10 protein-coding genes are annotated in these 12,963 nt (G+C 72.8%); 2 read left to right on the forward strand and 8 right to left on the reverse strand.

Features of this window, described 5'->3' with window-relative positions:
• From F8271_RS24835 to tmk, 6 genes are all read right to left on the reverse strand, one after another.
• The coding region (locus F8271_RS24835; protein WP_151492241.1) for a regulatory iron-sulfur-containing complex subunit RicT at nucleotides 1-828 on the reverse strand (828 nt) is incomplete at its 3' end.
• 299 nt (nucleotides 829-1,127) lie between these two features.
• Nucleotides 1,128-1,808: a hypothetical protein gene (locus tag F8271_RS24840; RefSeq protein WP_151492242.1), complete on the reverse strand. Its 681-nt coding sequence runs from the start codon at nucleotides 1,806-1,808 to the stop codon at nucleotides 1,128-1,130.
• A complete protein-coding gene (locus F8271_RS24845) occupies nucleotides 1,808-2,113 on the reverse strand; it encodes a hypothetical protein (RefSeq protein WP_151492243.1) in 306 nt (101 codons plus the stop codon). Before F8271_RS24845 ends, F8271_RS24840 begins: the two co-directional genes overlap by 1 nt.
• A 1-nt stretch (nucleotide 2,114) precedes the next feature.
• Nucleotides 2,115-2,444, reverse strand: a complete 330-nt coding sequence (locus F8271_RS24850; protein WP_151492244.1) for a YbaB/EbfC family nucleoid-associated protein — start codon at nucleotides 2,442-2,444, stop codon at nucleotides 2,115-2,117.
• A gap of 123 nt (nucleotides 2,445-2,567) precedes the next feature.
• Entirely contained in the window at nucleotides 2,568-3,821 is a 1,254-nt protein-coding gene (locus F8271_RS24855) for a DNA polymerase III subunit delta' (protein WP_151492245.1), read from the reverse strand.
• Nucleotides 3,821-5,911 (reverse strand): dTMP kinase, encoded by a 2,091-nt coding sequence (gene tmk, locus F8271_RS24860; RefSeq protein ID WP_225854736.1) that lies wholly within the window; start codon nucleotides 5,909-5,911, stop codon nucleotides 3,821-3,823. Before tmk ends, F8271_RS24855 begins: the two co-directional genes overlap by 1 nt.
• A gap of 316 nt (nucleotides 5,912-6,227) precedes the next feature.
• Here tmk and F8271_RS24865 point away from each other — a divergent pair, with 316 nt between their 5' ends.
• The gene (locus tag F8271_RS24865; RefSeq protein ID WP_151492246.1) at nucleotides 6,228-7,436 is read left to right on the forward strand and encodes an amino acid deaminase/aldolase; all 1,209 of its coding nucleotides are present in this window, start codon (nucleotides 6,228-6,230) and stop codon (nucleotides 7,434-7,436) included.
• A 23-nt stretch (nucleotides 7,437-7,459) separates the two neighbouring features.
• On the opposite strand, the gene F8271_RS24870 is transcribed toward F8271_RS24865, so the two are convergent.
• Nucleotides 7,460-8,062: a TetR/AcrR family transcriptional regulator gene (locus F8271_RS24870; protein ID WP_151492250.1), complete on the reverse strand. Its 603-nt coding sequence runs from the start codon at nucleotides 8,060-8,062 to the stop codon at nucleotides 7,460-7,462.
• A gap of 226 nt (nucleotides 8,063-8,288) precedes the next feature.
• Here F8271_RS24870 and F8271_RS24875 point away from each other — a divergent pair, with 226 nt between their 5' ends.
• Nucleotides 8,289-9,605 (forward strand): D-arabinono-1,4-lactone oxidase, encoded by a 1,317-nt coding sequence (locus tag F8271_RS24875; RefSeq protein WP_151492247.1) that lies wholly within the window; start codon nucleotides 8,289-8,291, stop codon nucleotides 9,603-9,605.
• 74 nt (nucleotides 9,606-9,679) lie between these two features.
• Here the strand turns inward: F8271_RS24875 and topA are convergent, their stop codons facing one another.
• Nucleotides 9,680-12,535, reverse strand: coding sequence for a type I DNA topoisomerase (gene topA, locus F8271_RS24880; RefSeq protein WP_151492248.1), 2,856 nt, complete (start codon nucleotides 12,533-12,535; stop codon nucleotides 9,680-9,682).
• Between the last annotated feature and the right edge of the window lie 428 nt (nucleotides 12,536-12,963).

Here is a 12,963-nt window from a genome sequence, read left to right on the forward strand (position 1 = left end):
GTGCTGGTCGTGGGCTTGGCGGGGGGCGCAGACGGAGGCTCGGGAGCAGGAGCAGCGGGAGCCGTCGGCGTCCAGGCGGACCGTCACCGCGTCGCGCGGGACGCTGTGGCCGACGACCCGGCCGTCGCCCTCGGGGGTGGAGACCCGGCTGCCGACCGCCGGGGCGGTCTCCTGGAAGCGCTGGTAGAGGGGGTGCTCGTACTTCAGGCAGCACATCAGCCGGCCGCACGCCCCGGAGATGCGCAGGGGGTTGAGCGGCAGATCCTGATCCTTGGCCATCCGGATGGTCACCGGCTCGAAGTCGGTGAGGAACGTCGCGCAGCAGAGGTCACGGCCACACGAGCCGATGCCGCCCTGCACCCGCGCCGAATCGCGGGCCGAGAGCTGGCGCAGCTCGACCCGGCAGTGCAGGGTGGCGCCCAGGTCGCGGACCAGGGAGCGGAAGTCGACCCGGTGCGGCGCGGTGAAGTAGACGGTGCTGCGCTCACCGCCGCCCTCGGCGGAGCCGAGGACGTGGTCGACGGCCACCACCTTCATCGGCAGGCCGTGCGCGCGGATCAGCCGCTTCGCGGCCACCTTGGCCTCGGCCTTGCGTCGACGTAACGCCTCGTCCCGACTCAGGTCGTCGTCCCCGGCCAGCCCCACCAGCCGGGGAAAGCCGTCGGTCTCCTCGGTGACCCACTGCGCCGCCCAGACGCACTCGGCCACCTCGGGCCCGTCGTCGGTCGGCACGAGCACCTTGTCGCCGACCTGCGGACGCAACTCACCCGGGTCGAGGTAGTAGAGGCGCCCGTACCGGTTGAAGCTGACCGCGCAGAGCATGCCCATGCCCTCCACCCTACGACGGCCCAGCGCGCAGAGCGCACCGGCCGGCTACGCCCCGCTGCCATCCATGACCGTCGACTTGACCTATTGCCGGGCGACCCGTCGTGCCGTTGCTCATGGCCCGGACGGTTGAATCCGGGCCGCGGCAGGGGACAAACGCGTCCGGGCGGCGTTGAGTGGAGGCAGACCTGCGGGGGGTGCAGGGGGAAGACCACGGCGTCGCCGTGGGCGCCGGCTCTTCTCGGGTGTCCGCGAGCGACGCCGTGGTCTGTCCGGGCCGTCGACGGATCGGGACGGGTGGGTTACCAGCCGACCCGGGTGGGCTGGTCGTAGCGGGGGCGACCGTCCGCCGGCGGCCGCCAGGCGGACTCGGCCAGACTCGGCGCCCACTGACGCAGCAGCGTCTCGGCACCGTCGTACGCGACGCAGAGCACCGCCAGCACCCGCGCGGCGATCTCGGCCGCGTCGGCCACCCCGGGCCCGATCGGCCCGGGGCGCAGCGGTGGACCCGCGACGGTGGCGGCGACCACGGCGACGGCCTCCGCCGAGCGGAGCACGTCGGCCAGCGTCCGGGCCAGGGCGAGGCGGCTGCCCTCCACCCAGTCGGCGAGCGCGTCCGCGTACCCGGCGGTGGACTCCAACCGCCCGACCAGGCTGTCCGGCCCCTCGTCGAGGTGGCGCAGCAGCGCCGCGCGTTCCTGCCCGTACGCCGAGGCGGCCGGCCCCGCCCACAGCACCGGGTCGGTGAGCGCGGCGGACACGTCGTCGTACCCCCGGACCAGCCGGCGCACGGCGTGCCCGGCGCCGGTGAGCGGCGTCGGATGGAGGTCGAGGAAACCGCGCACCGCGTCGCCCGGCAGCACCTGCATGCGGCGCAGCAGCGGCCAGACGCGGTGCCCCTCGGGGACGCCGGCGGCGAGCAGCGCGTCCACCCGGTGCAGCAGGTCCAGGCCGGGCTCGGCGAGCCGGTCCAGTGGGTCCATCACGGCTCCCCGGTGATCCGCCGGCGGGCGGCCCGGTCGACCTCGCCGTAACGGTCGGCGGCTTCGCGGACGGCCGAGGCGGCGGCGGCCAGCCGGACGGCGGCCGCGCGCGCCTCACGTGCCCGGTCATCGGTGGCGGTGGCCCACTGCCGGTGCAGCGCCCGGCCGATCTCACCGGGTCGACCGGGAGCGTCCGCGCCGAACGCGACCTGGGCCGGATCGCTGGCGGTGACCGTGCGGGACAGGGCGGCCAGCGTGGCGCTCGCCTCGTCCAGCCGGGCGGAGAGCGCGCGCAGAGCGTCCATCTCAGGCCCCCGCGAGCGGTCGGTAGGCGGCGAACGTCTCGTTGTGCAGCTTTTCCCGGGCCCACTCGGCGGCGTCGGCCGCCGCGGTGACCGCGGCCTGCACGGAGCCGGCCACGTCGCGTGGGCTGCGGGTGTGCAGCGGGCCGAGGAACCGGACGCCGGTGATCCGCCCACCGGCGGTGACCACCACCTCGACCAGCCCGTCCGGCGACCGGACGGTGACCTCGACGGTCGACACCGCCTGGTCGAACTCGGCCTGGAGTGACTCGATCCGGCGGTAGCGCCGCACCGCCTCCTCGATCCAGGCCTCGTCGATCTCCCCCCGCGGCATCGGCCGACTCCTCCCGGATGATCCCTCACTGAGCGTGCCGTCACCGTCACCACGGCACACCGGACCGTACCGCACGGCAATCGGGCCTGTCGATGCCTGTGGACAACGGCCGGAAGCTGCGGGTCAGCCCTTCCAGAGGGCGAGCATCATCGCCTCGACGGCGATCCGCGGCTTGACGTTCGCCTCGATCGCCGCACGGCAGGCGAGCACGGCCTCCAGCCGGCGCAGCGACCCCTCGGCGTCCCACTTCTGCGCGCCGGCACCGGCCAGCGCCGCGGTGTCGGTGTGCACCGGGGCGACCGGGGCGCGCAGCGCCATGGTGAGCGCGTCCCGGTAGAAGCCGGCCAAATCGACGAGCGCCCGGTCCAGTGCGTCGCGCTGCGCCCGGGTGGCCCGCGACTTCTGCCGCTTCTCCAACTCCTTGAGCTGACCGGCGGCACCCCGCATCGCACCGGCCGCACCCCGGCCGGTGCCGCCCGCGCCGAGCGCGGTCTCCAGTGCCGTCCGCTCGGCCGTGTCGGATTCGGCGACCAACGCCTCGGCCTCCGCCTCGGCCGCCTCGATCAGCGCGGACGCCGCGTCGAACGCCGCACCGACACCGGTCAGTCGGCGGGGCACGGCGAGCACCGCCTCGCGCCGATTGCGGGCCTCCGGGTCGCGGGCCAGCCGCCGGGCCCGACCCACGTGCCCCTGCGCGGCCGCCGCCGCCCACTGCGCCACGTCGGGCGCGATGCCGTCCCGACGGACCAGCACCTCGGCCACCGCGGTGGCCGGCGGCTGCCGCAGGGGTACGACCCGACAGCGCGACCGGATGGTCACCGAGACGTCATCGGGGTGGGTGGACGGTGCGCAGAGCAGGAACACCGTACGCGGCGGAGGCTCCTCGATGGCCTTGAGCAGCGCGTTGCCGGCCGCCTCGGTGAGCCGGTCGGCATCCTCGATGACCACCACCTGCCAGCGCCCGCCGGACGGGGTGCTGGCCGCGCGGAGCACCAGTGCGCGCATCTCGCCGACGCCGATGGAGAGCCCTTCCGGCACCACCATCCGCACGTCGGCGTGGGTGCCGCCCATCGTGGTGTGGCAGCCGGGGCACTCGCCGCAGCCGGTGCCGTACGTGCACTGGAGTGCGGCGGCGAAGGCCCGCGCGGCGACGGAGCGGCCGGAGCCCGGCGGCCCGGTGAAGATCCAGGCGTGGGTCATCCCGGCGGAAGGATCCACCCCGTCGGGAGCGGCGCCGCTGGCCGGGCCGGCGGCGATCAGCGCGGGCTCCCGGTCGGCGACGCCGGCCCGCAGCACGGCCGCTGCCGCGGCGGCGGCCCGGCGCAGCTCGGTCACCGCCTCGTCCTGACCGACGAGGTCGGCGAAGACGTCCGGCATCAGGTCTTGTGCTCCATCGTCACCAGCTCCGCGTCGGATAACTCCGGCTGCACCGAGGTGTCCGGGCCCTGCGCCGGGCGGGGGTGCACGATGCCGCCGGGCTTGCCGAGCATCTCCTCGACACGCCGGACCACCTGCCCGGTGATCTCGTCGGCCGGCCGGGACGCGTCGAGCACCAGGTAGCGCTTCGGGTCGGCGGCGGCGAGGTCGAGGAAGGCGTACCGGACGCGCTCGTGGAAGGCGACCGACTCGGCCTCCAGGCGGTCGGTGCCGGTGTTGCGCGAGGCGACCCGGGACAGGCCGGTGCGTGGCTCGACGTCCAGCAGCACCACCAGGTCGGGCTTGAGCCCACCGGTGGCCCAGGAGGAGAGCCAGGAGACCTCGTCGACGGGCAGCGTCCGGCCGGCGCCCTGGTACGCCAGGGACGAGTCGACGTACCGGTCGCTGATCACCACGCCACCCCGGACCAGCGCGGGCCGCACGACGGTGGCGACGTGGTGCGCCCGGTCGGCGGCGTAGAGCAGCGCCTCCGCGCGGGGTGACGGCGCCTCGTCGCCGGAGGTGTCCAGCACCAGCGACCGGATCCGCCGGCCGACCCCGGTGGCCCCCGGCTCGCGGGTGACCACGACGTCGCGCCCGTGGGCGCTCAGCCGCTCGGCGAGCGCGGAGAGCTGGGTGGACTTCCCGGCGCCCTCGCCGCCCTCGAAGACCACGAAGAGCCCGGCGGAGACGAACGGCTCGGCCGGCATCAGCGGGCGGCCCCGGATGGAGCCCCAGAGGTCGGCGAGGACGGGTACGCCCTTCTTGTCGTCCATCTGCCCGAACGCGCTGATCCCGGCGAAGATGCCGGCGGCGCCGGCGGCGAGCAGGAGCAGTCGGGTCGAGGAGATGGACAGGCCCAGGTCGGCGATCTCCAGCTTGCGCGAGCCACCGACACCGGCGAGCAGGCTGCTCAGCGCGATGGCGAGGATCAGCACCAGCCGGGTGCCGATCTGCACGACGGCGAAGACCCGGCCGCGGACCTCGTCCTTGATCTCACCGCCGAGCAGGGTGGTGCCGGCCAGGAAGGCCATGCCGGCGCCGGCGCCGACCAGCACCGCGCCGACGATCGCCATGGACAGGTGGATGGCGAAGGAGAGGGTCATCACGGCGGCGCTTGCCAGCACGATGCTCATGCCGAACCAACGGCGCCGGGACATCTCCTTGACGATCATCGGGCCGAGCCCGATGCCGAGCGCCAGGCCGACGAAGATGGCACCGAAGAGCAGCGAGAACGCGGCGTCACCGGCGCCCAGCGAGCTGGCGAAGAACTTCGCGGTGCCGATCACGATGCCGCCACCGGCGAACGCGCCCAGGATGCCGAGGACCAGGCCGCGGACCAGCGGGGTCTGGCCGATGAACTGCCAGCCCTCCTTGAACTGGCGCAGCATGCTCTGCTCGGTGCGGTCGCCCTCGGCGGTCTGCCCCTGGCTGATCTCCTTGATCCCGAAGGCGACGACCAGGGCGGTGGCCAGTCGGGAGAAGGCGTTGAACCAGAGCGCCAGCTGGGCCGGTTCGGCCCAGTTCGGGAATTCGCCCCCGGTGATGCCCCGGACGCTGCGGTCCAGGCCGGCGCTGACGGCCGCGGCGAGCACCGGGGTCAGGCCGTACGTGGTGATCAGCGTGAGCTGGTTGGCCGCCTCCAGCCGGGCGCGCGGGATCAGGTTGGGGACCGCGGCCTCCTTGGCCGGAATCCAGATCAGGGTGATCGACTCGATCAGGAAGGTCGCGACGGTGGCCCACAGGACCACCACTCCGCCGCTGACGCCGGCCAGGGCCACCATCGGGATCGAGGCGAAGAGCACGAACCGGAGCAGGTCGCAGATGACCATCGTCCAGCGGCGGTCGAACCGGTCGGCGAGCACGCCGGCGATCGGCCCGAGCACCAGGGCCGGGAGCAGCCGGATGGCGATCACACCGCCGAATGCCGCGCCCTTCGCGGTGTTGCCCTGGACCTGGGAGGCGGCGAAGACCGAGGTGGCCAGCAGGCCGAGCCAGTCACCGAAGGAGGCCGCGCCGAGCACGATCCAGAGCCGGCGGAACGGCCGGATGCGCAGGACCGAGCGGATCGCGGCGTAGCCGGACGGATCGACCTGGCCGGTGCTGGGCTGGTTGGCGGCGTTGCCCGACTGGTCGCCCGAGCGCGACACGCCGGACGACTCGCCGCTGTTCTGGCTTTCGATGGCCGTACCTCCACGTGCCGGCCCATCGCTGGGCACCCCCGGTGGAACACTCTAGACCCGGTGGGGGCCGCCCCACCGGCGACATTCTCCTGCTCGCTGAGCCTAGGCCGCCGAAGGTACCGCCCGCAGCCCGGCCGGACGCGAGGGTATTTCGCATTCATCGTCGGACAGTTAGCGTGCAGACGTGGCTATCGAAAGCGACAAACTTCGCGAGCGCCTGGACCGGGCAACGGCCCACCTCGACCCGCCGTACGCCGTGGTCGACCTCACCGCGTTCGACGCCAACTCGGCCGCCCTGGCCGACCGCGCCGCCGGCAAACCGGTCCGCCTGGCCAGCAAGTCGGTCCGCAGCCGGGAACTGATCGACCGGGCGCTCGCCCGGCCCGGTTGGCGGGGCGTGATGGCGTTCACCCTGCCCGAGGCGATCTGGCTGGTCCGCGCCGGCGTGAGCGACGACGTGCTGGTCGCGTACCCGACCGCGGACCGGGCGGCACTCGCCGAACTGGCGGCCGAGGAGTCACTGGCCGCCGCGATCACCCTGATGATCGACGGCACCGGGCAGCTCGACCTCATCGACGCCGTCCGGGCCCCCGGGCAGCGCGCCGAGCTACGGCTCTGCCTCGATCTGGACGCCTCCTGGCGACCGCTGCGCGGGCGGGTGCACGTCGGCGTCCGCCGCTCACCGGTGCACAGCGCCCGGGCGGCCGGCGCGCTCGCCGCCACCGTCGCCGGCCGCGCCGGCTTCCGGCTGGTCGGGCTCATGTCGTACGAGGCGCAGATCGCCGGCCTGGGCGACGCGCCGCCTGGGCAGACGCTGCTGGCCGGCGCGATCAGGCTGGCCCAGCGCGGGTCGTACCGCGAGTTGCTGGCCCGGCGGGGCGCGGCGGTGGCCGCGGTACGCGAGCACGCCGACCTGGAGTTCGTCAACGGCGGCGGCACCGGCAGCGTGGCGGCGACCAGCGCCGATCCCGCGGTCACCGAGGTCACCGCGGGATCGGGCCTGTACGGGCCGGCGCTGTTCGACGCCTACCGTGCCTGGCGGCCCACCCCGGCGGCGTTCTTCGCCTGCGCGGTGGTCCGCCGGCCAACGCCGGAGCTGGCGACCGTGCTCGGCGGCGGTTGGATCGCCTCCGGTCCGGCCGCGGACAGCCGGCTGCCCCGACCGTGGCTGCCGGCCGGCCTGAAGCTCGTCGGCACCGAGGGAGCCGGCGAGGTGCAGACCCCGCTGGCCGGCCCGGCGGCGGCCACCCTGCGCATCGGCGACCGGGTGTGGTTCCGGCACGCCAAGGCCGGCGAGCTGTGCGAACGGGTCAACGAGCTGTACCTCATCGAGGGGGACGCGGTCGTGGCGACCGTGCCCACCTACCGGGGCGAGGGGCGGGCCTTTCTCTGAGACCACCGCCTCGGGCACCGGGGTCAGGCGGGTTGCGCCGCCTCGGCCTGCTGGTCGGCGGCCCGGTCGCTGTCCCGGCCGTCGACCTGCCGGTGCAGGTACTCCCGGATCAGCGCCTTCGCCTCGAGCAGCACCCGCTCGTCACCGTCGGACTTCCGCCGGAACGCGAGCTTGATCAGCGCGTCCGCCGCCTCCACGGCGATCTCCAGCACGAAGCGCAGCTTCGGCACGTCGGTGAGACCGAACCGCTCGGTGAGCACGCGGGCCAACTGGTCGGCGATCACGCCGTTGTTGTCGCGCTGCTCGTCGAGCAGGTGCAGGTCGACCACGTCGCCGAAGTGCAGGGTACGGAAGCCGGGGACGGTGCGGTGCATCGTGATGTACTCGTCGATGCCCGCGTCGACGCCGTCCCACCAGTGCGTCATCTCGTCGGAGGCGAACCGCTCGTCGAGCCGCTGTAGGTAGGACTCCATCGTGCGCAGGGTCAACGCCTGCACGATCGCCCGCTTGTCCGGGAAGAACTGGTAGACCGACCCGATCGCCACCTCGGCGCGCTCGGCGAGCAGGGTGGTGGTCAGCCCCTCGTACCCCACCTCGTCGACGAGTTCGGCGCAGGCATCCAACATGCGCTGTACCCGCGCGACACTTCGACCCTGCACCGGTACGCGGCGCAGCGGCCCGGTCGTGGCGGCTGGTGTGGACACTCGGCGCCACCCCCCTTCGACGGATGAACATATCTACACGTCACGAGTCCGTGACTACCGGTACAACGAGCGGGCCTCGATTGCGGTATTTACCAGGTACAACGTTCCTGATATGAAGTAAGTTCATATTCATGAATGGGGAGTGCGCATGGTCGGCACGGCACCGCTCACCGCCCGCTGGTCCAACTGGGCCGGTAACCAGCGTGGCAGCGCCACCGCGATCCTGCGCCCCGCCTCGCCGGACGACGTCACCGAAGCCGTCCTCGACGCCGCGGCGACCGGCCACCGCATCCGGGTGGCCGGCAGCGGCCACTCGTTCACCGCCGTCGCGCTCGCCGACGACCGACGCATGGACCTCTCCGAACTGGCCACCACCGTCAGCGTCGACGTCGAGCGCCGACTGGTCACCGTGCCGGCGGGAATGACCCTGCACGCGCTCAACGGCCTGCTCGCCCGGCACGGCCTGGCGCTGCCCAACCTCGGCGACATCGACGCGCAGACCGTCGCCGGGGCGATCTCCACCGGCACCCACGGCACCGGCGCCGGCTACGGCTGCCTGTCCACCTTCGTCGAGGCCCTCACCCTGGTCACCGGCACCGGCGAGGTGCTGCGCTGCTCGGCGGACGAACACCCCGACGTCCTCGCCGCCGCCCGGGTGTCCCTCGGCACCCTCGGCGTCCTGATGGAGGTGACCCTGCGCTGCGTGGACGCGTTCGTGCTGCACGCCCACGAACGCCCCGCCGCCCTGGCCGACGTGCTCGGCGACCTGCCCGCGCTGATCGACGGCCACGACCACGTCGAGTTCTACTGGTTCCCCTACACGGCCCGGGTCCAGGTCAAGACCAACAACCGGGTACCCGCCAACGACCGGCCACTACCCCGCTGGCGCGGCTGGCTGGACGACGACTTCCTGTCCAACACCGCCTTCGGCGGCGCCTGCCGCCTCGGCCGGGCGGTGCCGGCGCTCGCCCCGAAAATCAGCGCCGTGTCCGCCCGAGCGCTCACCGAACGCCACTACACCGGCCGCTCCGACCGGGTCTTCTGCACCCCGCGCCGGGTCCGCTTCGTCGAGATGGAGTACGGGCTGCCCCGCGAGGCGCTACCCGAGGCGCTCGCCGCGCTCCAACGGATCGTGGCGGGGCTGCCGTTCAAGGTGCTCTTCCCGGTCGAGGTGCGCTTCACCGCCGCCGACGACATCTGGCTCTCGCACGGCTACGGCCGGGACAACGCGTACATCGCCGTGCACCAGTACGTCGGCACCCCGTACGAGCCCTACTTCCGGGCCTTCGAGGAGGTCGCCGCCGGGCTGGGCGGCCGCCCGCACTGGGGCAAGCTGCACTACCGCGACGCCGCCTCGCTGGCGGCGACGTACCCCCGCTTCGCGGACTTCCAGGCCGTCCGCGACCGCCTCGACCCGAACCGGGTCTTCACCAACCCCCACCTGACCCACGTCCTCGGCGCCTGACGGACTCCTGTAGATCTTGGTACGAGACGGTCCCTCCAGGGGCGCTCACGTACCAAGATCTCGTTAGAGCCAAGTTACTCCGTGCTGGACGCGGCCTTGCGGGGGGCGGCCTTCTTCGCCGGGGCCTTCTTCGCCGTGGTCGCCTTGGCCGTCGTCGTCTTCTTCGCGACCGTGGACTTGCTGGCGGCGGCCGTCTTCTTGGTGGCCGTGGCCTTCTTCGCCGCCGTGGCCTTCTTCGCCGGAGCCTTCTTCGCCGCCGCCTTCTTCCGCGGCGCCGGACCCTTGGCCCGCTTCTCGGCGAGCATCTCGGAGGCTTCCTCGAGGGTCAGCGCCTCCGGGGTCTGCCCGCGCCGCAGCGACGCGTTGAACTCCCCGTCGGTGACGTACGGGCCGAAGCGGCCGTCCTTGATCACCAGCGGCTTCTCGGTCGCCGGGTCGGCGCCCATCTCGCGCAGCGGCGGTGCGGCGGCACGCCGGCCACGGGTCTTCGGGGCGGCCAGCAGGGCCAGCGCCTCGTCCAGGCCGACGGTGAACATCTGCTCTTCGGACTCCAGCGAGCGGAACTCCTCGCCCCGCTTCACGTACGGACCGTAGCGGCCGTTGTTCGCGAACACCTCGACGCCGTCCGGCGCGACACCGACCAGCCGGGGCAGGCTGAGCAGCTTGAGCGCGTCCTCCAGGGTCAGCGAGTCCGGAGTCTGCGTCCGCAGCAGCGACGACTTGCGCTCACCGCTGGACACGTACGGGCCGAACCGGCCGGACTTGAGCACGATCGGCTCGCCGGTCGCGGGGTCGTCGCCGAGCTTGCGCTCACCCCCGCCGCCGAGGAACAGCTCGTGCACCTTCTCCGGGGTCAGCTCATCCGGGGCCAGGCCCTCGGGGATCGGCGCCCGGTCGCCCTGGGTGCCACCCTCCTCGCCCTCACCCGAGGCGGCCGGAGTCGGCTGCTCGCCGCCGGGCAGCTCCCGCTGCAGGTACGGCCCGTACCGGCCGACCCGCACGACGACCTCACGGCCGTCGTCGTCGGTGAAGAGCGGGATGGAGTTGACGCTGCGGGCGTCGATGTCGCTGAGGTTCTCGGTGACCAGCTTCTTCAGCCCGCCGGAACGGGCGATGTCCTGATCGCCGGCGCCGTTGGCGCTGCCGAAGTAGAACGCGGTGAGGAAGTCGACCGCGGCGTGGTCACCGCCGGCGATCTCGTCCAGCTCGTTCTCCATGGTGGCGGTGAAGTCGTAGTCGATGAGGCGGGGGTAGTGCCGCTCCATCAGACCGATCACCGCGAAGGCCAGGAACGTCGGGATCATCGCCTGGCCGCGCTTGGTGACGTACCCCCGGTCCTGGATCGTCTGCATGATCGACGCGTAGGTGGACGGGCGGCCGATGCCCAGCTCTTCCAGGGCCTTGACCAGCGACGCTTCGGTGTAACGCGACGGGGGCTGGGTGTGGTGCCCCTGCGCGGCCAGCTCGTCGGCGGTCAGCGGCTGGTCCTTGACCAGGGTCGGCAGCCGACGCTCGGCGTCCTCGGCCTCGGCGTTCTCGTCGTCGCTGGACTCGACGTACGCGCGCAGGAAGCCCGGGTCGGTGATGGTCTTGCCGGTCGCGCCGAAGTCGGCCTCCTCCTGCGAGGTGGAGACCGCGCGGATGCGCACCGACACGCTGGAGCCGACCGCGTCGGTCATCTGCGAGGCGATGGTCCGCCGCCAGATCAGCTCGTAGAGCTTGAACTCCTCGGCCGACAACTCCTTGGCCACCTCGCCCGGGGTACGGAAGTTGTCCCCCGCCGGGCGGATCGCCTCGTGCGCCTCCTGCGCGTTCTTCACCTTGCCGGTGTAGCGGCGCGGCTCCGGCGGCACACTGCGCTCGCCGTACAGCTCGACGATCTGCCGGCGGGCCGCCGAGATGGCGGTCTCCGACAGGTTGACCGAGTCGGTACGCATATAGGTGATGTAGCCGTTCTCGTAGAGCCGCTGCGCGGTGCGCATCGTCTGCTGCGAGGACAGGCGCAGCTTGCGGGCCGCCTCCTGTTGGAGGGTGGAGGTGATGAACGGCGCGTACGGGCGGCGGCGGTACGGCTTCTCCTCGACCCGGGTGACCGTGAACGGCCGCCCGTCGAGCCGGGCCGCGAGACCACGGGCCCCGCCCTCGTCCAGGTGGACGACACCCGCGCCGGCCCGGACGCGGCCCGTGGTGGGCTCGAAGTCCTTGCCGGTGGCGATCCGGTCACCGTTGAGGGCGATCAGGGTGGCGTTGAAGGTGCGCGGCCCCTCGCCGGCGTTGGTCACCGCGAGGGTGGCCAGGATGTCCCAGTACTCGGCGGTGCGGAAGGCCATCCGCTGCCGTTCCCGCTCGACCACGATCCGGGTCGCCACGGACTGGACGCGGCCCGCCGACAGCCTCGGCATGACCTTCTTCCACAGCACCGGGGAGACTTCGTAGCCGTAGAGCCGGTCGAGGATCCGTCGGGCCTCCTGGGCGTCGACCAGATCCCGGTCGATCTCGCGGGGGTTGGCCACCGCCGCCTGGATCGCCGGCTTGGTGATCTCGTGGAAGACCATCCGCTTGACCGGCACCTTGGGCTTGAGCGTCTCCACCAGGTGCCAGGCGATCGCCTCGCCCTCGCGGTCCTCATCCGTCGCCAGGAAGATCTCGTCGACCTCCTTGGACAGCTTCATCAGCTTGCTGATCTGCTGCTTGCGGTCGGCGGAGACGACGTAGAGCGCGTGGAAGCCGTTGTCGACGTCCACCCCGAGGCGGGCCCAGGACTCGCCCTTGAACTTGGCCGGCACGTCGGCGGCGTTGCGCGGCAGGTCGCGGACGTGACCGAAGCTGGCCTCCACGACGTACCCCGGGCCGAGGTAGCCCGAGATCGTCTTGGCCTTCGCCGGTGACTCGACGATGACCAGACGGGTGGTTCCAGCGTTACTCGGCACGTCTCTCCCCGACCTCACTCCTGCTCGTGGCCTGCCGGCGCCCGGACAGCGACCGCTCTCGACCCCGCCGTCGCACCGGCGATCCGGATGTCCAACGTAACGCGCCGCCCGCGTTTCGGGTTTCGCGGGCGGCAAACCGCCTCCACGCGGCGGCCAACTCCCGCCCCGCCGCGCTCGGCACTGCCGGACGGCGCCACCGTACACCGTGGGTAGGGCTCGAAGCGGGTCACTGTGACGATGGCGGACCCTCGGCCGAGGTCCGACCCGCCCGTTTTCCGCGTGGATCGACCGGCCGGACTGTCCGGCACCAGACACCCGCCGTCGCCGCCGACCCGCGTCGATCATGGACTTGTGGTGGGCGTTTTAACCCCGCAAGAGCATTACGTCCACCACCACAACTCCATGATCGACACGGGGGGGGCGGGGGG

It is taken from the genome of Micromonospora sp. ALFpr18c, assembly GCF_008868155.1.
Lineage (GTDB): Bacteria > Actinomycetota > Actinomycetes > Mycobacteriales > Micromonosporaceae > Micromonospora.

What these genes read in the sequence shown, in the direction of transcription:
- F8271_RS24840 (WP_151492242.1), bottom strand. Translation starts at nt 1,808, where the DNA reads ATGGACCCACTGGACCGGCTCGCCGAGCCCGGCCTGGACCTGCTGCAC.
- F8271_RS24850 (WP_151492244.1), bottom strand. Translation starts at nt 2,444, where the DNA reads ATGCCGCGGGGGGAGATCGACGAGGCCTGGATCGAGGAGGCGGTGCGG.
- F8271_RS24855 (WP_151492245.1), bottom strand. Translation starts at nt 3,821, where the DNA reads ATGCCGGACGTCTTCGCCGACCTCGTCGGTCAGGACGAGGCGGTGACC.
- F8271_RS24870 (WP_151492250.1), bottom strand. Translation starts at nt 8,062, where the DNA reads ATGTTGGATGCCTGCGCCGAACTCGTCGACGAGGTGGGGTACGAGGGG.
- F8271_RS24875 (WP_151492247.1), top strand. Translation starts at nt 8,289, where the DNA reads ATGGTCGGCACGGCACCGCTCACCGCCCGCTGGTCCAACTGGGCCGGT.
- F8271_RS24845 (WP_151492243.1), bottom strand. Translation starts at nt 2,113, where the DNA reads ATGGACGCTCTGCGCGCGCTCTCCGCCCGGCTGGACGAGGCGAGCGCC.